At 28.4% G+C, this 25,264-nt stretch carries 19 protein-coding genes; 18 read left to right on the top strand and 1 reads right to left on the bottom strand.

The features are described 5' to 3' along the window. Nucleotides 1-4: 4 nt before the first annotated feature. On the bottom strand, nt 5-1,510 hold the full coding sequence (gene putP / locus GXM21_RS11330; RefSeq protein ID WP_008539556.1) for a sodium/proline symporter PutP: 1,506 nt from the start codon (nt 1,508-1,510) through the stop codon (nt 5-7). A 415-nt stretch (nt 1,511-1,925) separates the two neighbouring features. Between putP and GXM21_RS11325 the strand changes: the two genes are divergently transcribed. The 18 genes from GXM21_RS11325 to GXM21_RS11240 all read left to right on the top strand — a co-directional run bounded on the left by GXM21_RS11325 (nt 1,926) and on the right by GXM21_RS11240 (nt 25,244). Continuing rightward, nucleotides 1,926-3,317, top strand: a complete 1,392-nt coding sequence (locus tag GXM21_RS11325) for an ammonium transporter (protein ID WP_008539557.1) — start codon at nt 1,926-1,928, stop codon at nt 3,315-3,317. Between the two features lie 81 nt (nt 3,318-3,398). Further along, entirely contained in the window at nt 3,399-3,761 is a 363-nt protein-coding gene (locus GXM21_RS11320; RefSeq protein WP_008539559.1) for a P-II family nitrogen regulator, read from the top strand. 263 nt (nt 3,762-4,024) lie between these two features. Further along, nucleotides 4,025-5,476: a beta-Ala-His dipeptidase gene (pepD, locus tag GXM21_RS11315; protein ID WP_008539562.1), complete on the top strand. Its 1,452-nt coding sequence runs from the start codon at nt 4,025-4,027 to the stop codon at nt 5,474-5,476. A gap of 1,493 nt (nt 5,477-6,969) precedes the next feature. Further along, nucleotides 6,970-7,944, top strand: a complete 975-nt coding sequence (locus GXM21_RS11310; protein ID WP_008539563.1) for a TDT family transporter — start codon at nt 6,970-6,972, stop codon at nt 7,942-7,944. 565 nt (nt 7,945-8,509) lie between these two features. Next, on the top strand, nt 8,510-9,997 hold the full coding sequence (locus tag GXM21_RS11305; protein WP_008539565.1) for a Na+/H+ antiporter NhaC family protein: 1,488 nt from the start codon (nt 8,510-8,512) through the stop codon (nt 9,995-9,997). A 213-nt stretch (nt 9,998-10,210) separates the two neighbouring features. Further along, nucleotides 10,211-10,960 (top strand): polysaccharide biosynthesis/export family protein, encoded by a 750-nt coding sequence (locus tag GXM21_RS11300; protein ID WP_008539567.1) that lies wholly within the window; start codon nt 10,211-10,213, stop codon nt 10,958-10,960. Nucleotides 10,961-10,974: 14 nt separating this feature from the next. After that, a complete protein-coding gene (locus GXM21_RS11295; protein ID WP_008539568.1) occupies nt 10,975-12,348 on the top strand; it encodes a GumC family protein in 1,374 nt (457 codons plus the stop codon). Nucleotides 12,349-12,446: 98 nt separating this feature from the next. Further along, on the top strand, nt 12,447-13,862 hold the full coding sequence (gene wbaP, locus GXM21_RS11290) for an undecaprenyl-phosphate galactose phosphotransferase WbaP (protein WP_008539569.1): 1,416 nt from the start codon (nt 12,447-12,449) through the stop codon (nt 13,860-13,862). 3 nt (nt 13,863-13,865) lie between these two features. Continuing rightward, nucleotides 13,866-15,230, top strand: a complete 1,365-nt coding sequence (locus GXM21_RS11285; protein ID WP_008539570.1) for a mannose-1-phosphate guanylyltransferase/mannose-6-phosphate isomerase — start codon at nt 13,866-13,868, stop codon at nt 15,228-15,230. Between the two features lie 13 nt (nt 15,231-15,243). Next, a complete protein-coding gene (gene cps2T / locus GXM21_RS11280; RefSeq protein ID WP_008539571.1) occupies nt 15,244-16,401 on the top strand; it encodes a beta 1-4 rhamnosyltransferase Cps2T in 1,158 nt (385 codons plus the stop codon). A 2-nt stretch (nt 16,402-16,403) separates the two neighbouring features. Beyond that, nucleotides 16,404-17,585, top strand: a complete 1,182-nt coding sequence (locus GXM21_RS11275; RefSeq protein ID WP_163604715.1) for an SDR family NAD(P)-dependent oxidoreductase — start codon at nt 16,404-16,406, stop codon at nt 17,583-17,585. A gap of 9 nt (nt 17,586-17,594) precedes the next feature. Beyond that, entirely contained in the window at nt 17,595-18,413 is an 819-nt protein-coding gene (locus GXM21_RS11270) for a LicD family protein (RefSeq protein ID WP_008539574.1), read from the top strand. A gap of 9 nt (nt 18,414-18,422) precedes the next feature. Further along, a complete protein-coding gene (locus GXM21_RS11265) occupies nt 18,423-19,412 on the top strand; it encodes a capsular polysaccharide synthesis protein (RefSeq protein ID WP_008539575.1) in 990 nt (329 codons plus the stop codon). Further along, on the top strand, nt 19,390-20,565 hold the full coding sequence (locus GXM21_RS11260) for a hypothetical protein (protein ID WP_008539576.1): 1,176 nt from the start codon (nt 19,390-19,392) through the stop codon (nt 20,563-20,565). The genes GXM21_RS11265 and GXM21_RS11260 overlap by 23 nt, the downstream gene beginning before the upstream one ends. Nucleotides 20,566-20,579: 14 nt before the next feature. After that, entirely contained in the window at nt 20,580-21,527 is a 948-nt protein-coding gene (locus GXM21_RS11255; protein ID WP_244263887.1) for a glycosyltransferase family 2 protein, read from the top strand. 14 nt (nt 21,528-21,541) lie between these two features. Then, nucleotides 21,542-22,768, top strand: a complete 1,227-nt coding sequence (locus GXM21_RS11250; RefSeq protein ID WP_008539580.1) for a glycosyltransferase — start codon at nt 21,542-21,544, stop codon at nt 22,766-22,768. Beyond that, nucleotides 22,761-23,777: a glycosyltransferase family 8 protein gene (locus GXM21_RS11245; protein WP_008539582.1), complete on the top strand. Its 1,017-nt coding sequence runs from the start codon at nt 22,761-22,763 to the stop codon at nt 23,775-23,777. The genes GXM21_RS11250 and GXM21_RS11245 overlap by 8 nt, the downstream gene beginning before the upstream one ends. A 21-nt stretch (nt 23,778-23,798) precedes the next feature. Beyond that, nucleotides 23,799-25,244 (top strand): oligosaccharide flippase family protein, encoded by a 1,446-nt coding sequence (locus GXM21_RS11240; RefSeq protein ID WP_008539583.1) that lies wholly within the window; start codon nt 23,799-23,801, stop codon nt 25,242-25,244. Nucleotides 25,245-25,264 lie beyond the last annotated feature (20 nt).

The following is a 25,264-nucleotide window of genomic DNA, read 5'->3' as shown; positions in this document are numbered from 1 at the left end:
ATAATTAAATATTGCTGTGTTTTACAGAGTCAAAGATATCTGTGATTTCTTTAGATGGTGCTTTATCAAGTTTACTACCGATAATGATAGCTAAAGAGGATAGGATAAAGCCTGGAACGATTTCATAGAGTTGTAAGATTGGATATACAGTTGCGATATCTAATAAGGTGATTTGTTTCCAAACAAGAACAGTGATACCGCCGACAATCATACCTGCTAAGATACCATTTCTTGTAGTGCGACGCCAGAAGAGAGAGAATAATAAAGCAGGGCCGAAAGTAGCACCAAATCCTGCCCAAGCGTAAGCAACGATATTTAAAATGGAGTTATTAGGGTCAAGACCAAGAGCGATAGCTATTAAGGCGATACCGATTACAGATAAGCGAGTAACAAGTACTAATTCACGAGGATTGATATCTTTATGAATGAATTGTTTATATAAGTCTTGAGCTACAGCGGAAGCACCTACTAATAATTGAGCGGAAGCTGTACTCATGATAGCTGCAAGTACAGCAGAAAGCACGATACCAGCCCAGAAAGGACTAAATAAATGGTCAGTCATAACGAGGAATACTGTTTCAGAATTAGTGCCGTTGAGTGGAGTTGTTAAGTATACGCTACCAACCATACCTACACATACAGCAGCAGTAAGAGAGATTACTACCCAAGTCATAGCAATGCGAGTGGCTTTTTTCAATTCACTAGAAGAAGTGATAGCCATGAAACGCACTAAGATATGAGGTTGACCAAAATAACCAAGACCCCAAGCAAGTAGAGAAATCAATTCTAATACTGTAGTATAAGAACCATCTGATTTAGTGAATGGATTGAAAAATTCTGGATTAGTGATGCTGATAGCAGTATATGTATCACCAAATCCCCCTAATGTGAAAGCAGCAGCAATAGGGACGATTAAGATAGCGAAGAACATCATTACGCCTTGGATAAAGTCAGTCCAACAAACGGCTAAAAATCCCCCTACAAAAGTATAAAAGACGATAACGAAAGCACCAAGACAAAGAGCATATTCATAAGGAATGCCAAAAATGGTGTTGAATAATTTACCGCCAGCTACAAATCCAGAAGAAGTGTAGATGATGAAGAAGATTAAAATAAAAATTGCCATGACAACACGAATTAAAGGGCTTTTATCGTGATAGCGATTTTGCAAGAAATCTGGCAAAGTAAGAGAGTTATTGGCAAGTTCTGTATATTTGCGTAATCGACGAGCGATAAACTGCCAATTTGCCCATGTACCAAGTGCAAGACCTACGGCAATCCAGCCAGCATTTAGACCAGCCAGATAAGCAAATCCAGGAAGTCCCATGAGCATCCAACCACTCATATCGGAAGCTTCGGCACTCATGGAAGTTACCCAAGCACCAAGTTTTCTGCCACCTAAGATGTAATCGGACATATTATGAGTGCGATAATAAAAATAAACACCGATTGCCATCATGAATAGCAAATAAAGTAAAAAAGCGACGATAATAGATATATTATCAGACATAAGATACCTCCTATTTAATTTTGATGTTTAATTATATGGTTAATATTGTATCATGATAAGTAAAATATGTACATATGTAAATGTGTATACTACAAATAATACAAATATACTATAAATAAGAAAAATATTGCAATAAATATAAGGGAGATTTACTTTATGGATTGTATACAAAATTTTTTTATATTTTTAATTGACAAATATAATGTCCAGTCATATAATAAAAAACATCAACAGTGATGTACATCGGAATTAAATAAAAAATTGTTGATATTATCTTGTAATTTAATAGCAAAATAAGACAAAGACGTCTTGTTAAAAGATATACAAAGCAGTATATCCTTTGACAAGGCGTTTTTTATTTTAGCAATTATTATATATTTTTGGCTTATTTTGTGATGAAGAAAGGGTGTAATTTATGAAAAAATTAGCGTCTATATTATCTATGACTGCTATGTTCATAGCGATGATGGCATCTGTGGCTTTCGCCGCTGACGATACTACAGCAGCAATAGATACAGGTGATACAGCATGGGTTTTAATCAGTGCAGCACTTGTATTTATCATGACACCAGGTCTTGCATTTTTCTATGGTGGTATGGTAAGAAGTAAAAACGTATTGAGTACCATAATGCACAGTTTCTTCATTGTAGCGATGATTTCTGTGGAATGGGTTCTTATTGGTTATGCAATGACTTTTGGCAGTGATATTGGTGGTTTTATTGGTAGCTTAGACAAAGTTGGTTTGACTGGTGTAGGCATGCAGGTAATGGCAAATGGCACAATTCCTGAACTTGCTTTCGTAGCCTTTCAGTGTATGTTTGCTATTATTACACCTGCACTTATTACTGGTGCTTTCGCAGAAAGAATGAAATTTGGCGCTTTTGTAGTATTCATCTTATTATGGGCAATTTTAATCTATAACCCTATGGCTCATTGGGTATGGGGTGGTGGCTTCTTAGCTAAACTCGGTGCCTTAGATTTTGCAGGGGGATTAGTAATTCATATTTTATCTGGTGTATCTGGTCTTACAGTATGTATTTTACTTGGCAAACGCCATGGTTATGGCAAAGTTCCAATGCTTCCACATCATTTACCAATGACTGTACTTGGTGCAGCACTTTTATGGTTTGGTTGGTTCGGATTCAATGCAGGTTCTGCTCTCGGTGCTAATGCACTTGCTGCAAATGCTTTTGTTACTACACAGGCGGCAGCAGCTATGGCGACTGTATCTTGGGTAGCATGTGAATGGATGCATCATGGCAAACCTACTATCTTAGGTGCAGCTTCTGGTTGTGTTGCAGGTCTTGTAGCCATCACTCCAGCAGCAGGCTTTGTTGCTCCACTTCCAGCTGTAATTATCGGTTTAATCGGTGGTATTGTTTGTTACTTTGCAGTAGCAGTTGTTAAAGAAAAATTTGGTTATGATGATTCCTTAGATGCTTTCGGTGTTCATGGTATCGGTGGTACATGGGGGGCTGTAGCTACAGGTTTATGGTGCTCTACAGAAATAAATCCAGCTGGTGCAGATGGTTTATTCTATGGCAGTGCAGACACTTTAATCGCTCAGTTGATTTCTATAGTAGTAGCTTATGTACTTGCTATTGTAGGTTCTTATATCTTATTTAAAGTTGTTAGTTGCTTTATGCAGGTTCGTGCAAGTGAAAATGAAGAAGTTTCTGGTATTGATATCTGCGAACATGGTGAACGTGCATACAATCAATCTATCATGAGTGCCAATACATTGCTTTCCAGTAATGCAGAAGCTTTTGCTAGTGAAAATTTTACAAAACCTGTTGATTTAAAATAATAAAATTAAAATTTAAAAGTTTTAGTGGTATTATTATAAGAAAAAGAATTTATAGATTTTCATTAGTAAGGGGTAGATTTTATGCGCAAAATAACGAAAATAGAAATTATAACTCGTGCTAGTAAATTAGAAGAATTAAAAGAAGCTTTGAATAAAATCGGTGTTCAGGGTATGACTGTAAGTCAAGTATACGGCTGTGGCTTACAAAAAGGTCATACTGAAGTATATCGTGGCAAACAATACAGCGTAAATCTTGTACCAAAAGTAAAGATTGAGACAATTGTTTGTGCAGTTCCTGTAGAATTAGTTTTAGAAACAGCACGCAAAGCTTTGCAGACAGGTCATATTGGTGATGGTAAAATCTTTGTTTATGATGTAGAGAATGCTATGCGTATTCGCACAGGAACAATGGGTGATAAAGCTATCACAGATGATGAAGCATGATTAATTTCCTTCATTATAATAAGTGTAGTCAATTTGACTATATAGTATAATGAAAGAAATATCTTTATACACAAACAAGAAATATCTCTATAGATAAATAGAGATATTTCTTGGATATTTTTTAGCTTATTAAATAACTTATAAATGAATATACGAAAGAGAAGTTAGGTATTGCCTAACTTCTTTTTTTTATCTTGTATAAAGTTAAAATAAATATATTTTATGCTATAATATAATATATTATCAAAATCGAGGTGTAGCTTATGTCTTTAACTGATAAAGAAATTATGGATGGCGTATTAGCTGAATTTAGCAATTTAGCAGCTATTCCACGTAAATCAAATCATGAAGAAGCAGTAAGTAATTTTTTGAAAGAACGTGCTTTATCTTTTGGTTGCAAAGTAGTTCAAGATGAAAAATTTAATTTAATCATTGATAAAGATGCAGCAAAAGGTTGTGAAACTTGGCCACGTGTAATTATTCAAGGTCATATGGATATGGTATGCGTAGCAGCTAAAGGCGTGCAATATGATCCACTGACAAGCCCTATTAAAATTATCAATGATGGTGAATTTTTACGTGCTGATGGTACTAGTCTTGGTGCTGATGATGGTATTGGCGTAGCAGTAGCTATGTATTTATTACAACAAGATTTCAATCATGGTCCTATTCGTGCTATTTTCACTGTAGATGAAGAACAGGGCATGACTGGGGCAAAAGCTTTAGATGAAAAGTATTTATTAGATGCAAAATATCTTATAAACTGTGATTCTGAAGCTTTTGATGTGCTCACTTTGTCTAGTGCAGGCAGTGTAAATGTTGATGCAGAACGTCGTATTACATGGCATAAACCAGAACATCGTTCTGCTTATAAATTTGTAGTCAAAGATTTACATGGTGGTCATTCTGGTGAAGCTATCAATTGTGGTTATGCTAATGCTGTAAAAATCATTGCTCAAGCAATCAATAGTATCATGAAAAAAACAGAAATTGAACTTGCAAGTATCAGCAGTTTAAAAGCAAGAAATGTGATTCCATCTGAAGCTGAATTTGTATTCACTTCCCCACTTTCCAATGTGAAAGTATTTGATGTAGTAGTAGCTAAAATCACAGATTATTTAAAAGCTGCTTATGGCAATGTAGAGAAGAATTTCACAGTTACTTGTGTTCCTTGTGAACTTCCAGAACGTGTAATGTCTGAAGAAGATGCAAGCAGTATTGTGGACTTCATCAATTTGAGCATGACTGGCGTACTCAAGATGTCTCAAGTTGAAGAAGGCTTAGTAGAATTATCTGCAAATATCGGTCCTGTTGTTACTAAAGAAAATGCAGTGGAAATATCTGTATTCCCAAGAAGTGCTGTAGATGCATTGACTAGAGAAATTGCAAATATTTATATTCAATTGGGTAAACGCTGTGGTATTCGTGTTGTAAGCGGAGAACCTGCTCCTGGTTGGCCTGCAAATTCAGATAGCCAATTAAAACATGTAGTATTAGAAACTTTCAAAGAACAAAATGGTTTTGATATGAAAGCAAAATCCATTCATGCAGGTCTTGAATGTAGCTATTTCTATGCTAAAAATCCAAACTTAGATATAATTTCTATTGGACCAAACAACATAGATATTCATAGCCCAAATGAAAGATTGGAATTAAAAACATTAGTTCCTCATGTAAAATTAATTAAAGGTGTTATCGAAAAATTAGATAAATAATGGTTAATGTTCGTTTTTCTTTTGTGCAAAAGAAAAATGAACCAAAAAGAAAACCACCCGCTCACGCACTTTTTACTTTGTCAAAGATAAAAATATGTCAACAACGTTCTAAACTCGCAAGGCTCAAACAGTAGAACTAAAAACGTAGCCATATTTTTATCTTTGCCAATAGCCTTATGGCTACCATAAAAAGATGCTAAAATGCGGGAAAAAATTGGTATTATTAGAAGATTTTCCTCATAGTGTAGATTTTATATTTATAATATAAAATTTATATTATGAGGATTTTTTATTATTAGTTTTTTAATAAAAAATAATAAGCAAATATTCCTCACGTTAGCGAATTTTTCGGTAGCTGAAAGCTATTGGGAATTATAAAACCATATCTATGAATTTAGCTCTACTGTTTGAGCGAAGTGAGTTTAGAGCGTTATAGATATGGTTTTATAATGGACAAAGAAAAATTGGTATCGAGAGGTAGAGTTCTTTTGTTACTTTTCTTGCTCATGAAAGAAAAGTAAGTATAAAAATGTAGGTGTTCATTTATTTGGTGGCAAAGAAACAAACCAAAGAAAGCTATCGTAGATAAAATTTAAGCTTTGAAAAAATATAGGTATTCATTTTCTTTAGTGGTAAAGAAAACGAAGCAAAAGAAACCACCCGCTCACGCACTTTTTATGATAGCCTTAAGGCTACCGTAAAAAGATGCTAAAATGCGGGAAAAAATTGGTATTATTAGAAGATGTTCCTCATAAGATGTAAATGTTCATTTCTTTAATGGTAAAAAAACGAACCAAAGAAACCGCCTCGCGATATTGATTTTATTAACCTATGGCTACCGTAAAAGTCTGCTAACGCGAGGAAAGTTACAGATTATAATTTCCCTGTAATATAGATTTTATAATAGTAATATAAGATTTATATTATAGGGAATTTTTTATTATTAGTTTTTAAATAAAAAATAATAAGCAAATGTTCCTCACGTTAGCGAATTTTTCAGTAGATATAGGTGTTCATTTCTTTGGTGGCAAAGAAACGAACCAAAGAAAGCCACCGCAGATAAAATTTTAGCTTTGAAAAAAATTATCATTTCATACAAAGCTTAAAACTCGCTACGCTCAAACAGTTAAGCAAAAGGCGTATTCAATGATAATATTTTTCAATAATCTTACGATTACCACTAAATTTTATAATGCGGAAAAATAACAAATTATTTATTGATAAGTTTGATGGTTAGCGTAAAAAGATGCTAAAATAGGGGAAAAATTTGGTGTTATTAAAGATTTTCCTCATAGTATAGATTTTATATTTATAATATAAGATTTATATTATGGTGATTTTTCTATTTTTATAAATAGGTATTTACATATTGTTTTAAAGTAAATAATATATTTTACTTATGGATGAATATATGATAATATAAGGTCAAGGTTGAACGAGATATTAATTAAGAAATTATAAATAAGATAATTTATGAAAGAAGGCTTTATATTATGATTAGAAAAGTTCCTGTACCTACTGCTGGGGTGATGCTTGGACTAGCAGCTCTTGGCAATTTGCTTGCACCATATTCCATGATTTTGAAATATGCTTGCGGTATTAGTTCTGCGTTTTTAGGGGTGTTGTTATTTAGTAAAATTATTTTACATCCGCAGATGATGAAAAATGATTTGAATGGAAGTTCTATTTTTGCCAGTGTGTTTGCTACTTTCTTTATGGCGATTATGCAGCTTTGCACTTATACTTTTCCGTTTGCACCTATAGCTAGTGAAGTAGTTTGGTATGGGGCGATTTGTGGTCATTTTATGTTGATGGCATGGTTCACTTATCGCTATATCATCAATTTTGAATTAAGAGATGTTTTCCCAACATATTTTATAGCATATGTAGGTATTGTGGTAGCGTCTGTTACAGCACCTACTTTTAATCACCACAATTTAGGTGAATATATTTTCTGGTTTGGTTTCACTATGTATATGATATTATTCGCTCTTGTTACTATCCGTTATTGCAGTAAACATGCAATCGCTGAACCAGCAAAACCTTTATTTTGTATCTATACTGCACCAATGAGTTTAAGTTTAGCAGGATATCTTGCTTGTGTTGCTGATAAATCTTTAATCATGATTGTGATTATGCAGATATTAGCTCAAGGATTATTTGTGGCAGTGCTTACACAGATGCCAAAACTTTTAAAATTAAAATTCTATCCAAGCTATGCAGCATTTACTTTCCCATTTGTTATTACTGCGATTGCACTTCGTCAGACTGTTAGTTATTTAAATGAAATCAATATAGCAGTACCTGGTATTTTAAATTATGTAGTAGGAGTAGAAACTATCTTAGCTACAGCGATTGTAACTTATGTGTTCATCAGATATTTGAAATTCTTACATGAACAAATGATTGTAAATATGGGGGATAGAGCAAAAACTGTTTTTGGTACTATAACTAATATTGTTAAATAATGAAGCCTTCAAAATTATAAGAATATACCTTAATACTATTTAGGTTTAGATTTTATATCTAAACCTATTTTTTTATTTTTATGATAAAAATAAAAAGACAAGTAAAATACTTGTCTTTATGATATAATTCTTGGCATAGGGAATAAATTGATGTGTCATGCCTCTCTTTTAGGGAGGTGGTAAATATGACGAATTATGAAGTATTGTCTTTGATAATATCTTTATTAACGCTTGTATTTACTATACTTTCTTATTTTAATTGATTTTAAAATAAAAAAGAAGCCATCTTGATGGACAGCCTCTTCTTCAACAATAACACTATAAGAAGAGGGCTGACATCGGCAAACATCAGTTTATTCTCTTCTTTGTTTATTATACTACAATGAATATGGCAAAACAAGTTGAATTAATTTAGATATTATATTAGGTATTATAATTGATTTGTTTTACTAAGGACAGGATATTGTTATCAAAAAGCATTTTGCCAAATAGTCTATAGATGGTATAATATAGCTATTGTTTTTAACTATTTATAATTTGTATATATAAGAAAGGATGGAAATGAATGGTTGAATCAGCATGGTCGCTATTGCCTCCGATAATTACCATAGTATTGGCTTTGGCGACAAAAGAAGTATACATGTCGTTGATTGTGGGTATCTTTGTAGGGGCTTTAATGTTCACAGGCTTTGATTTATTAGCTGCTATTGATACATTTTTTGCAATTATGTCCGATAAAGTTGGCGGAAATGTATATATTTTAGTATTTTTGGTCTTATTAGGTATTATTGTAGCAGCTATTGCTCGCTCTGGTGCTTCTCGTGCTTATGGTGAATGGGCAGCAAGTGTAATCAGAGGAAAACGCAGTTCCTTACTCGTTACTTCTATCTTAGGGGTAGTTATCTTTATCGATGACTATTTTAACTGTTTGACTGTAGGTACAGTTATGCGACCTGTTACTGATAAATTTAATGTAACTCGTGCAAAACTCGCTTATATCATCGATGCTACAGCAGCACCAATTTGTATTATCGCTCCAGTATCTAGCTGGGCAGCAGCAGTTAGTTCTTCACTTCCAGAAGACAGTGCTATTGATGGTTTCTCCTTATTCTTGCAGACAATTCCTTTTAATATGTATGCATGGTTTACTATTATCTTTATGTTGTTCTTGATTTGGACAGGTAAAGATTTTGCCGCTATGAAGACTTTAGAACAAAGAAGCAATGGTAAATTAATTATTCCTGAAGAATATAAAGAAGAACAGATGGAAATAGTAGGTAATGGTAAAATCTTAGATTTATTATTGCCACTTATCGTTTTAATCGGTGGCTGTATCTTCGGTATGCTTTATACTGGCGGTATTTTAGATGGTGCTAGTGTATCTGATGCTTTTGCAAATTGTGAATCTGCCAGAGGTCTAGTAATTGGTTCCTTTATCGCTTTAGTATTCACATTTTTACTCTATGTACCACGTGGGGTGCTTCGCTTTGGTAAATTCTGTGAATGTTTTAATCAAGGTTTTAGAGCTATGACTCCAGCTATCTTTATCTTATGTCTTGCTTGGAGCTTATCTGGTGTTTGTGGTGAAGATTATTTAAATATCGGTGGTTATGTTGGCGGTATCGTATCCAATAATGCTACTGTAGGTATGTTCATGCCAGCAGTATTCTTCCTTGTAGCTATCGGTCTTGCTTTTGCTACTGGTACTTCTTGGGGTACATTCGGTATCTTGATTCCTATCGCACTTGCTGTAGTATCTACTGATGCTCATCTCTTAGTGGTTACAGTAGCAGCAGTATTAGCTGGTGCTGTAGGTGGTGACCATGTATCACCAATATCTGATACAACTATCTTAGCTTCTGCGGGGGCTCAATGTAGCCATATCGACCATGTAAGTACACAGGTTCCATATGTAATCGTAGTAGCTAGTTGTGCATTTGTAGGTTATTTAGTAGCTGGTATTGCTGGTAATGGTTGGATTGGTGTAGTATCTGGTTTTGTTTTATTAGCTATAGCTATGATTTATATTTATAAAGTTTTAATGAAAGATTAATAAAGATTAATTAAGAAAACTCTAGGATTTATATTCTAGAGTTTTTTATATCTAAGTTTATATTTGATATTATTAGGAAAATTATATCTTTTGAAAAATATAAATATAAAATAAGGAAATAATATAGTAGTGGATTTTTACATATATATGATATAATATAGAATTAGTTAAGAATGGATTTATAAATTAATAATAAAATTTGTGGAGGATTTTATGGGAAGATTTTATAAAAAAGCGATAGTTACAGCTTTATTAGTATCAGCATTATCAACTACTGCTTTTGCAGCGCCAGAAGATGTATATACAAATATTGCTGATAGTGCAGTGATTATGGATGCAACAGATACTTCAGTGTTTAAACCAGCATCAATAAAATCATTGGATGATTATGATGAACATTATCGTTTATATAAATATGATACGATATCAATTAGAATTATAGGCTACAAAGATGCTCAAGGCTTGGATAGCATTATGATCGGTACAGATGGCTATGTAAATTTACCTTATGCAGGTAGCGTGAAATTAGCAGGTCTAACTATTGAAGAAGCAAAACAAGTATTGACTGCGAAATTTGGCAGATATATTAAAATACCAGATATGTCAATAATCGTCACTAACTATGGACCTAGAAAAGTACAGGTATTGGGAGAAGTGAATGCTCCAGGAACAGTGGAATTAGCTTCTGATGATATGAATGTATTAGCAGCTATCTCTAAAGCTGAATGGGTGACTACATATGGTCGTATCAAAAAAGTACAAGTTATTCGTATAGATGATGGCGTTATGTATGTGAAAGAAGCCAATATTAAAGATTATATAGAAAAACATGATATCAGTCAGAATTTTGCCTTAGAAGATGGAGATATCTTATATATTCCTAAATCCAATAAAATTGACTTCCATAAAGACGTATTACCACTTATCAATGTATATAGTACGTATAGAGCATTGACTGATTAATTAGGAGTGAAATAATGGATATAAATAATGCAAATGATAATGATACAATTGATTTAAAAAAATTGTTTTCTTTAATGATAGAAAAGAAAATGATAGTTATAGCGATAATAGTAATTTGTACTATTATTGCCACTATAGTAGCTTTTGTTTTACCAAAATCTTATCAATCTACTACACTTGTGCGTGTAAAATCTGGTAGTAGTTCTTCTATGGCTGGTTATGCAGCTATGGCAGCTGGCTTTGGTATAGATATAGGGGGAGGAAGTTCCGGTTCACCTGAATCTTATATAGAACTTATGAAATCTCGTGAAGTTTTAGAGCCTATTATTGCTGAATTGGATTTACCTGATGAAGATAAAGAAAAATTAACAGCAGAAGGTTTTGCAAAGAAAAATTTAGAAGTTACTAATATTAAAAAGACAGATTTAATAACTATATCAGCTTATGGTAAAACTCCAGAAGAAGCACAGAGGATCTCTCAAGGGGTAGCAGATAATTTCTTAGCATTGATGACTAAATTAAACAAAGAAGATAATTCTACTACTTTGAAATTCCTTGATGAACGTATAAAAATTGCAAAAGAAGAGATGGAAACAGCAGAAAATAAATTAGCTGCTTATCAGCAAGAACATAAAATCTATGCACCGGATGAACAAGCAAAAGCTATTATTGCTAATTTAAATAATTATGATACAACCATTGCTCAGCTTCAAGCGCAGAGTGAAGGTGATAGTGCGAAACTTGCTGGTGTGACGAGTCAATTGGAACAGCAGAATGCTTCTTTATTAGAATATAATGTATCTGATAATACAAATATCGGCAATATCCGTGAGTCTATAGTCAATAAACGTGTAGAACTTGTAGGACTTCAGCAACAATTTACTGATGAACATCCAGATGTGATTAAAGCGAAAGAAGAATTAAATAGCCTAGAAAAATCATTATCTGATGAGATAGCAAAGGCTGTAAATTCTCAATCTGTGACTTTAAGTCCAGTGCAATCTAATCTTTTAAAAGATAAAATCAGTACAGAAGTACAGATATCTGTAAATAATGCTTCTCTAGAAGCTTTGAAAGCAAAACAAGCAGAAGCACAAGAAAGTATAGCTACATTATCTGCTGATAGTGTAGAATATATGCGTTTAGAACGTAATGCTAAAATCGCAGGTCAAGTATATACTTCGCTTGTACAGAATTATGAACAGACTAGAATTCAAGAAGCAAAAGATTCCATGGATATTCAGATCATCGATGCAGCAGATCTGCCAAAAGAAGATATGCCAGCTAAGCCAAATAAAAAATTAGTTGTAGCTATCGGTTTTATCTTAGGTATAATGATCAGCTTTGGTTATACTTTATATAATTATAGTAGAAGATATGGTTTATAATAGGAAATAAAGGTAAAAGGAGAAGTATAGATTTAAAGATAAATATAGCTTCTCCTTTTATACTATAAATGAAAATAAATGCAATGTAGGTGAATTTATTGGTACAAAATTATAAAACTAATCTAAAACAGAATATCCGCATAATTTGGTCCGGTATATCACTGATGGCAGATTATCTAGCAGTATTATTAGCAGAGATGATAGCTATATATTTTAGTGAGGAAAATCTTCGTCATATAGATTTATTTATCGTTATACCGTTTATCTATATAGCTTTTATTGCCGCCGCAAGAACTTATCGTCGCATTATTCCTTTTTGGCAGAGGGTCGAGTCGCTTTTTTATAGTAGTATATATAGTATTATTGCGGTCTTATTATTCTTTTTTGTGCGAGCAAGTTCTACTGAACATAGTATAGCTTTTTTAGCTTTATTATGGCTAGCTAGTTTTATTTGTCTAGTAATAATGCGTTATTTATTAAAGCGTATTTTAGATGAAAGGAATATATTTCAAATTCCTTTACTTATTATTGGGGCTCAAGAAGAAGCATTAGCTTTTGTTAAAGCTATCAATAGTGATATAGGAATGAGTTCTTATAAAATAGTAGGTTTAATCAGTGATAAAATTCCTGTAAAAGGATTAGAAAATTATCCTTTATTAGGTGATTTTAAGGATATAGAAGAAATAATTAAAACTACAGGGATAAATAATGTATTGATAGCTATTCCTTATTTAGAGCAGACCAAAAAACAAGAAATCATTCATCGGGTGCAACCTTTAGTCAGAAATATCTGTATCATACCTAGTTTGTCAGCTATTCCTATGGGGGGCGCTGATTTAGAAACTTTTTTTGATGAAAAGTTTATGCTTATACGCATTCGCAATAATTTAGCACGTGATATCAATAAATTGATTAAATTGATTTTTGATTTAATCGTAGGTTTGTTGATTTGTATACCAGTGATTCCGATAATAATAGCTTGTGCTATATGGGTAAAAATGGATTCCAAAGGACCTATTTTTTATAATGCTAAGCGCATTGGCAAAAATGGTAAAGAATTTACTTGTTATAAATTTCGCTCCATGTATACAAATAGTGATGAATTATTAGAGCAATATTTAGCAGAAAATCCAGTAGCTAAAAAAGAATGGGATGAGTTTCAAAAGCTTCATGATTATGATCCTCGTGTTACAAAAGCTGGCAAGATCATGCGAAAAACTAGCCTTGATGAATTGCCACAAATTCTCAATGTATTAAAAGGTGAAATGAGTTTTGTAGGTCCGAGACCATATCTTCCCCGTGAAAAAGAGATGATGGGACATTTTTATAATATTATTATCTCTACGGTACCAGGAATAACAGGATATTGGCAAGTAAATGGCCGTTCTGATGTAACTTTTGAAGGTCGATTGAGGATGGATGATTGGTATATACGCAATTGGTCTGTATGGATAGACATTATATTATTAATTAAAACTATTAAAGCAGTATTTTGTAGTAAAGGAGCAGTCTAATAAATGAAAATTATTATTTTAGCAGGTGGTGGCGGTACTAGATTATTCCCTTTATCTAGAGATTGTTATCCTAAACAATTTCTTCATGTAATAGGAGATAAATCTTTGCTTGCACAAACTATAGAGAGATTTTTAGGTTTAGTAGAAGCAAGAGATATTATTATAGTGACTAATGAGCGTTATATTTTTCATGTGCAAGCAGAATTAAAAACTATAAATGCACAAGAAGCACATATTATTACTGAGCCAATGGGAAAAAATACAGCTCCTGCTATTGCCTTAGCACAATGTTATTGTCAAAATGTATTGCAATGTGGAGATGATGAGATATTATTTGTTAGTCCATCAGATCATTTAATTAAACCAATAGAGGTTTTTCAAGATTTAATCAGAAATGCTCAAGATATAGCTAAAGATAATGTAGTAACTTTGGGAATTAAACCTACAAAACCAGAGATTGGTTATGGCTATATTGAAGTAGAGAAAAATAGTAATTTAGCTAAAAAAGTTATTTCTTTTAAAGAAAAACCAGGTTTAGCTACAGCTCAAGAATATATATCTTCTGGCAATTATTATTGGAATGGTGGTATGTTTATGTTTAGCATAGCTACTATGCAGGCTGAACTTACTAAATATATGCCAGCAATAATAGATATTACCCAGAATGGTTATAAATATACAGTGGATAATTTTGTAAATATGCCAGATATATCCATTGACTATGCAGTAGCAGAAAAATCACAAAAGATGATGATGATACCAATGGAAAATATTTATTGGAATGATATTGGCAGTTTTGATGCTATTGCAGAAGTACTTTCTGATAAGGATAAAAATGTATTTAAAGGTGATATTTTAGCGGAAAATTGTATAGATACGATGATTATTGGTGATAGTCGTCTAATAGCTGGTATTGATTTAGAAAATTTAATGATTATAGATACACCGGATGTATTGCTTATAGCAAAAAAAGGTGAGAGTCAAAAAGTAAAAAATATAGTGAATAAGCTTAAGCAGAATAAAAGAAAAGAAGCAAAAGAAAATGTCACTATGTATCGCTCATGGGGAAAATATACTTTACTCACAGAATCTGAAGGTTATAGAGTGCGTAAGATAGAGATGGATCCGGGGGCTTCGCTTACTATGCAGATGCATTATCATCGTAGTGAGCATTGGACAGTTATTTCTGGTACAGGTAAGATAATTATTAATGATAGAGAAAGTATTTTTACTGAAAATCAAAGTACTTATATTCCTATGGGAGTAAAACATAAATTATCTAATCCAGGAAAAATACCTTTGATTATTATAGAGGTGCAATCTGGTAAATATATTAATGATAATGATATTGTTATTGATAATGAATGATTAGGAGAAAGAAATGAAAAATATATTTATAATTGGATCTAAGGGAATACCAAGTTCATATGGAGGATATGAAACTTTTGTAGATAAGTTAACAGAGTATCATCAAGATGAAAAAAATATAAAATATCATATAGCTTGTAAGGGTAATGAAAATGAAGAGTTTGAATATCATAATGCTAGATGTTTTAAAGTAAAAGTTCCTAACATAGGTCCAGCACAGGCTATTTATTATGATATAGTAGCATTAAGTAGATGTTGCAAATATATAGAGAATAATAATATAAAAAATCCAATAATTTATGTACTGGCTTGTAGAATAGGGCCTTTTGCGGCATATTTTCAAAGAAAAATACATAAATTAAATGGACAATTGTATGTAAACCCTGATGGGCATGAATTTTTAAGAAAAAAATGGTCTAAGCCTGTTCGAAAATATTGGAAAATATCAGAACAATTAATGGTAAAGTATGCAGATCTTTTAATTTGCGATAGTAAGAATATAGAAAAATATATTCAAAAAGAATATAAAGAATATAAACCTAATACTATATTTATTGCATATGGAGCAGAAACAAGAAAAAGTTTATTAGAAGATAATAATGAAAAATTATTAAAGTGGTATAAAGAAAAAAAATTAGATAAAAAAAGTTATTATTTAGTAGTTGGACGTTTTGTACCTGAAAATAACTATGAAACAATGATTAGAGAATTTATGAAGAGTAAATCTAAAAAAGATTTTGCAATTATTACGAATGTGAGTACAAAATTTCTTAAAGAATTAAAGAAAAAAACAAAATTTGATGAGGATTCTAGAATAAAATTTGTGGGAACAGTATATAACCAAGAATTGTTGATGAAAATTAGAGAAAATGCATATGGATATTTTCATGGACATGAGGTGGGCGGAACAAATCCATCATTATTAGAGGCTTTAGGTTCTACTAATTTAAATTTACTTTTGGATGTAGGATTTAATAGAGAAGTTGCTGAGGATGGAGCTCTTTATTGGACAAAAGAAGATAATAATTTAGCTAATTTAATAAATTATGCGGACATATTATCTGATGAAAAAATAAAAGAGATAGGAAATAAAGCAAAAAAAAGAATTAAAGCTGAATATAGTTGGATATATATTTCAAATGAATATAAAAATTTATTTTTGGAGAGATAAATATGAATAAAAAAGCTGTTATTGTAGGTGGAAGTAATGGAATTGGTCTTGCTATAGCTAAGAATTTAATAGAAAAAAATTATTATGTATATATACTAGATATTTGTAAACCGGATAGAAATATATTAAAAGATAGTGAAACTTATAAATATTGTTATTGTAATTTATTAGACTTTAATGAAGATATATTTTTATCATTGAAAGAAGACAAAAATATATCTTCATTAATGCTTACAGCTGGTTTTGGAAGAGTTGCTGATTTTGAATATTTACATACTGCTGAAATACAAAATTTATTAACAGTAAATACAGTATCTATAATAAAAATTATACGATTATTTTATGATAGAATAAAATCAAATGAAGATTTTTATTGTGGTGTTATGGGAAGTATTGCAGGTTGGTGTAGTTCACCAATGTTTTCAGTATATGCTGCATCTAAAGCCGCTATTTGTCGTTTAGTTGAAAGTGTAAATATAGAATTAAAAGTAGAAGGATATAAAAATAGAATACTAAATGTTTCTCCAGGTTCAATAAAAGGAACTAGATTTAATGGGGAAGATAATAATATAAGTCTAACAATTAAATTAGCCGAAAAAATTGTAAATAAATTGTTTGATAAACAAGAAATATATATTCCAGAATATAAAAAAATATATAAAAATGTGATAGATAGATATCATAAAAATCCTAATAAATATGGAATTGATTCTTATAATTATAAATTATTATCTGGTAGAGTTATAAATGAGAACAAAGTAAAAATTGGATATTTATCAGGAACGTTTGATTTATTTCATATTGGACATTTAAACTTATTAAAGAAAGCGAAAGAACAATGTGATTATCTTATAGTAGGTGTTCATCCTAATGCAAACCATAAAAATAAAAAAACTTTTATATCTTTTGAGGAAAGAAAAGCTATTGTTGGTAGTATAAAATATGTTGATAAAGTTGTACAATCTTGTACTGAAGATAGTGAAGCATGGAAATATTGGCATTATAATAAATTGTTTGTTGGAAGTGATTATAAAGGATCAGAACGATTTAAGAAATATGAAAAATATTTTGCTGATAAGAATGTGGAAATAGTATACTTTCCATATACAAAAGGAACAAGTAGTACTCAGTTGAGAAGTTTAATATTAGATAAAATAAGTGAGAAGAATAAATTATCTTTATAGGAGCATTATATGAAAGACATAGATTTATTACATCAAATTGATTTGAAAATTTTAAAAGAAATACTGAAAATATGTGATAAATATAAATTAGTATATTATATGATAGGTGGAACAATGTTAGGTGCAATACGTCATAAAGGTTTTATTCCATGGGATGATGATATTGATTTAGGATTGCCACGTGATGATTATGAAAAATTTTTAGAAGTTGCACCAAAAGAATTATCTGCAAATTTAAAATTAGTAAATTATAAAACAGATTCAAATTATCAATATTATATTACACGAATATTAGATTTAAATACAGAAGTTATAGAAGAACGTATTGGTAATAATAATAAATATACGCATGCTTCAATAGATATTTTTCCTATAGATGGAACGCCTAATAATTTTATTCTTAGAAAAATATATTTTTTTAGAGTTATGTATCATAGAGCTTTAATGTCATTATGTTATAAAGATTCTATTGATAGAAAACGAAAACGCAGTTTTTTTGAAAAATTTTTATTAAAAATAATGGAGAGAATACCTATAGAAAAATTAACAACTCCATATAAGCAAAAGTCCAAAATAGATGTATTATTACGAAGTCAAAATGTAAAAAATTCTAAGTATATAGGTAATATAATGGGCGCTTATCGTACACGAGAAATAGTTCCAGCAGATTTTTATGGAAAAGGCAAATTTTATGATTTTGAAAATTTAAGATTAAGAGGAGTTGAAAAATATGATGAATATTTAAAATATACCTATGGAAATTATATGGAATTACCACCTGTTGAAAAAAGAAAAGTACATTTTAAAATATTAAAAATAAAAGAATGAGATAAAGATATGAATTTAAAAGAATTAAAATTTTTATTTAAAAAAGTTGATGGAATAAATATTTTAAAACGATATAAATATGCCAATGTAATATGTTTTGCTTTATTAGAAACGCTTATAATAGGTTTTTCAAAAAAATCGTTAGAAATTGTAAGATTAGCGGTTAGTAATCGCATTTTTAATAATTTGAAGAAAGAATATACTCCGTTTATAGAAGATTTTAAAAGTAAAAATATTAAAAGTGAAAAATCAAAGAAATCATCAATTATATGGTTTTGTTGGTTTCAAGGAATAGAAAATGCTCCTTTTATTGTAAAAAAGTGTTATGAATCCGTATTAAATAATATTAAGGATAGAAAGATTATATTAATTACAGAAAAAAATTATAAAGAATATATATCTTTTCCTGAATATATACAAGAAAAAATTGATAATAAAATAATAAAAGGAGCACATTTTTCAGATTTAATACGATTAGAATTACTTTTAAAATATGGGGGTACTTGGATAGATGCTACTGTTTTTTGTACAAAAAAAAATATTCCTAGATATATGCTAGATTCAGAGTTATTTTTATTTCAATGTTTAAAACCTGGATTAGATGGTCATGTTACTAGTGTATCTAATTGGTTTATAACATCGTATAGTAATAATATAATAATAAAGTTAACTAGAAATTTATTATATGAATATTGGAGAAAAAATAATAAATTGGTAGATTATTTTATTTTTCATAATATGTTTCAGTTAGCTATAGAAACATATCATGAAGAATGGAAAAAAGTTATACCTTTTAGTAATTCTATACCGCATATTTTATTATTACGTTTATTTGATGAATATGATAAAAATATATGGAATGAAATAAAATTAATGACTCCATTTCATAAATTAACATATAAATTTGAAGAAGATAAGACAAAAATAAAGAATAGTTATTATAATTTTATTATAAATGAAAAAGAGGATGACAAATATGATGGTGATAAAGAAAAATAGCATATATATTTTTATAATATCTTTTTTATTAATGATTTCATCATCTTTGTATTTATCAGAAATAGGAATAAATTCTTCATTATTATATTTAGGATATTTTTTGATTTTACTTAAAATATATAAATCCTTACTTAAAAGTAAAGAAGTAATATATACGCAATTTTTTCAAGTATTATTAATTGTTTTTTTATTATCTATAGGTATATTGATACAAAATCTTGAAATTAAACAAAAAATTATGTTAGTTTTAGCATATTTTTTAATGGCATCTTTTACTATATTAGGAAAATATTTTTTAAAATCTATAGATGATTTAAAGATTGTTTCATATGCTATATTAATGGGATATATTATAGTATGTGTTCTTTCTTTAATAGTGGGTACAAGTATTATAGCTAGCGTAGGGGAAGGTGTTTTTTCGTTTGGCTTAACTGGAGGAATGGGACATAAAAATATAGTAGCTGCATCTTTATTAGTAGGATTAATATCTATATACACATATATAATATTAGGAAAAAAAAGAAATTTTGACATGTATTTAGTATATATATATATATTGTTAATATTTTTATCTGGCTCACGTACAATATGGATAATGACAATTATTTTTTTTATTATAAGCAATATGTATATAATTAAGAACTTATCTAAATTAAAAAGATATATATTTAAATTTATAATTACTTTGTTATCTATTATTATAATTAGCATAGTTATAAAATATGTTTTATTAGAAAGTCAAAATTATTTATTTAGATTATTAGGAGTTATAAGTTTTTGGGATTTGCATAAAGATGATTATTATCATCTAGTATTTGGTTTTTCTGAGATAGTATATAATAGTAGTAATTCATATTTTGAAAATGTATGGTCTTTGACAGAAGGAATAGGAACTTTTGAAATGGGATTTTTAAATATAATAGCAAGAATGGGAATTATAGGATTTGTAGGGTATGTAGTATTGTTTAATATAATTCTAAAGAAAGCAAAGAAGATAGAGAATATAAAGAAAAGATATATATTATATGGAATAGTATATACAATGCTTTTTTCGGGATTTGTAGAATTGTATATAGTTTCTGTGCAATATGTATATACTATTATGACATTATGTATAATATCTTTTCTAAGCATAAATAGTAAGGAGATTTAAGTTACGTGGGAAATATGTTGTTAAGTATTATAATTCCTATTTATAATGCTGAAAATTTTATAAATAAAATATTAGATAGTATTTTAATAAGAAATTTTAAAGATTATGAAATAATATTAATAAATGATGGTTCAAATGATAAAAGTAAAGATATATGTGATGAATATAGTAAAAAATATGGTTATATAAGTTGTTATCATATAGAAAATAGAGGTTGTTTTAAAGCTCGTGTATATGGAATAAAAAAATCTAAAGGTAAATATATAGTTTTTATGGATGTGGATGATTTTATTAATGAAGATTATTTTGAAAATATATTATTAGCATTAAAAAAAAAGGCAGATTTTTATTTTTTAAATAATAAAATAAATAAATATAATAAATATAAATTTATTGAAGAAAGATACTTAGAAAATAAGTTTATAAATAATAAGAAAGATGTATATGATTATTATTTTTCTAGTGCTAGTGGTGCTGTTTGGAATAAAATATATTTAGGTGATATTTTACGTGAAAATATTAATGATTTTAATGTGAATATATCAATAGGTGATGATTATTATATTAATTTAATATACTTGAAATATGTAAATAATATATGTATATCAAATACATCATCATATAATCATGTAGTAAATACATCAGTATCTATTTCTAATAAAATAAGACAAGAAAATATTTCAGATTTAGATACATTATTGGAAGCTATTTTTAATTTTAGAATTGTTGCAAGCTATGATACGCCTATATTAGATAAATATATAGAACAGAGATTTGAAAGTTTTTGTGGACTTGTAAGAAGAAATTTGAAAAAAGATAGAAGGGATACTGTAAAATTTTTAAAAAGAACAAGATTATTTACTTTAGATAATTTAAATAAAATAAAAGTAACAAAAATAAAAAATAAAATATATAAATATTTATTAAAATATAGATTATGGAATATATTATCAAAATTATAGGAAGGAGATATAAAATGAATATTATATATATATCGTATTCAGCACCATATGATACAGTACCTAAAGCAGGACAAAAGGTTCATAATTATTATATAAAAGAATTAGCTAAGCAAAAAGATATTAATGTAAAATTAATATCTTTTTGTGAAAAAGACAAGTTAAAATATTTAGATTTAGAAAAAAATAATATAGAAGGATATATTTATCCTATAAATAAAGAAAAAGGATTTAATAAATATAGAGAAATAAAAAGAGGTATATTTATGTTAACTACACCTAACCATAAATATGCACATATTTTAGATAGATACAGAAAGAAAAAAGTTTTAGAAGCTATTGTTAGATTAAAAGAAAATAATTATAAAGCAGATTTAATAATTATTAGTTTTACGATGATGATGTTGCTAATTGATGATATAAAAAAGTATTATCCTGAATCTAAATATATTGCAAATGCACATGATGTTTTATATTTAAATTCGTATGGCAAATATTGTCTAGAAAAAAATAGTTTTGTAAAATTTATTAGAAAAAGACAATATAAATTATTGAAAAGTAAAGAAGAAAATGTTATACCTAAATTTGATTATGTATTTACATTAAATTATTGTGATAAGCAGATAATTAATGAGATGGGACAAAAAAATGTAAGTGTTATAGCTCCTTATTATGATGATTATTATTTAGAATCTAAAAATAGAAAAAAAAGAATAATATTTTTTGGAGCTATGAATAGACCAGATAATTATTTAAGTTGTATTTGGTTTATTGAGAATGTATTTAATAAATTAAATAGAAAAGATGTTGAATTTTATATAATAGGTGGTAATCCACATGAAAGTTTATTTAAATATGGGAAAAAGGATAATAATATAAAAATAACGGGATTTATATCTTATGAAGAAATAAAAAAAATATTATCTGAATCAATGTGTATGGTAGTTCCTTTAATAAATGGATCGGGGATAAAAATAAAAGTATTAGAGGGATTTTCAGCAGGTATTCCTGTTTTATCAAATAATGTAGGTATGAGAGGAATTCCAGCTAGAAATAAAGTGGATTATTTACATTGTGAAAAAGCTGAAGATTTTATAAAAAGTATAGAATTCTTAATTAATAATCCTAGAGAAATAGAAAAAATTGGTAAAAATGGATATTGTTTTTTGCATGAAAAATTTAATAAAAGAAAATCAGCTGAATTATTTATAGATATTATAGAAAAGGTAGGATATAATGAATAATAATATAAATATTTGTTATGCTGCAGATAATATGTATGTAATGCAAGCAGGAATTAGTATGTTATCAGTATTAAAACATAATGAAAATGTTAATTTTTATTTATTATGTGATGATTATACGATGGATAATATTGATAAATTAAAAAAAATAGAAAAAGAATACAAATGTAATATATTTTTTATTAATTGTAAAAAAAAATTAAAAATATTAAATGATACAGTACTTTTTAATGATAATAGTAAAATGAAAAATGGTTTAATAACCTTTATGTATGCTAGACTTTTTATAGGAAGTTTGTTACCTCAAAGTATAGATAGAATAATTTATTTAGATTGTGATACTTTAGTTAATGGGAACCTTAAAGATTTATATGATAGAAATGTTAATGGGATTTTTGCAGCAGTTAGAGATGTTTGGCCTGTTAAACATAATAAATTAATAAATTTTAAAAAAGATGATGTATATTTTAATTCAGGAGTATTATTAATAAATTTAGATGAATGGAGAAAAAAAGAGGCTGAGAATATGATAATAAATCATGTAAGAAATTTAAAAGATGATTATTATCAAAGAGATCAAGATATATTAAATATAGTATTTAAAGATAGGATAGATACATTACCATTAGAATATAATATGATGTATATAACTAGAGCGTATAAACCTAAATTAATACAGAATTTTTCAGATAGACCAGTATCATCATATTATGATATTAAAGAAATAGAGTATGCTAAAAAAAATATAAAAATAATACATTTTGCAGGTGAATTTTTTGGTAGACCTTGGATTTTTATGAATATGTATAAAGATAGTAAGTTATGGGGATATTATTTGAAAAATTCACCATGGAAAGATTATAAACCGATATTAAGTACAAAAAAATATTGTTTGAAATATATAAAATATTTTTTTGCTGATTTATTAAAATATATATGGTATTTTAGAACTAAAAAAAGATTTAATAAAAGTATTGAAAATCAATTAAAAATTAGAAAAATATTATGATTTTATATTTAGAGGCCTTAAATGAGTAATATAAAGAAGAATTTCATTTATATTTCAGTGTATAATTTTTTACTAATGTTATTACCAATAGTAACCTCGCCAATTTTATCAAGAAGGTTAGGTGCGGAGCTTTTAGGAATATATAATTATGTAGATGCTATTGTGAGTATTTTTTTAGTATTTGCAAGTACAGGTATTTATCGTTATGGTATGAGAGAAATAGCGAAATATAAAGAAAATAAAGATTTAATGAGTCAAAAATATATCAATATAGTATTAGTAAATATTTTAAATGTTTTTTTTGTAATAAGCATATATTTTTTATTTGTTATTTATATGGTAGATGAAACAAATAGAATGTATTTTTGGATAAAATTAGTAACATTGTTAACAGTTATTTTTGATAATGCATTTTTATATTATGGATTAGAAAATATAAAAATACTTACATTAAGAGATGGATTAACAAAAATAGTGGCTTTTGTATGTATAGTTATTTTTATTAAATCTAGTGAAGATATTTATCTTTATTTTATAATTATGTCAATTTGTCCGTTTATATCTGCTTTTTGGGGATTTATTTATAGTAGACGATTTATAAAGTTTAAAATACCAGAATTAAAAGAATGTAAAAAACTATATAAACCATTAATAATATTAATGATACCAAGTTTATCATATATAATATATCAATCAATGGATAAGGTTATGATAAATACATTTTATAATGCATCAGAGGTTGGATATTATGCATGTGCATCAAAAGTATTAGTTTTAAGAACTATTATTACATCATTAGGAACAGCAATGTGTCCACATCTTGTATCATTATATAGTAAAGGAAATATAGAAATTGCAAATAAAAAATTTGTAGATAGTTTGTTAATTTCATTGATAATAGCTATTTTTTCTTTAGCAAATATTATTGCTATTTCTAAAGAATTTGCACCGATATTTTGGGGCAGTAGTTTTTCAGTTTGTTCAAATTTGATGATAGGATTTGCAATATCTATTCCTATTTGGTGTATAAGTGAAGTGATTCGTACTCAATATTTATTACCACATGGTAGGGATAATCAATATATGTTATCTTTTATAATAGGATTAATAATTAATGCAATATCTAATGTTTTATTAATTCCTATATGGGGAGCAATAGGAGCTATTTTATCAATAATATTATCAGAGCTTATGATGAGCTTTATACAGGCATGGTTTATTAGAAAAGAAGTTTGTATAAAGTATAGTATTTATAAATGTATACCATATGTAATAATAGCTTTAATATCTATACTTATAGTCAGAGGGTTTGTTTTATTACAATTAAATATAACTATAATTACATTGATATTAGAAATATTAGTAAGTATTATTAGTTTTAGTATATTAGTATGTTTTTATGAATATATTACTAATAAGAAGATTATCTTGAATATTATTTTTAATAAAATGAAAAAAACATTATAATTTAATTGGAGAATATTGAT

The sequence above is a fragment of the Megamonas funiformis genome (assembly GCF_010669225.1).
GTDB lineage: Bacteria > Bacillota > Negativicutes > Selenomonadales > Selenomonadaceae > Megamonas > Megamonas funiformis.
This window is presented reverse-complemented; position numbering and strand designations above follow the sequence as displayed.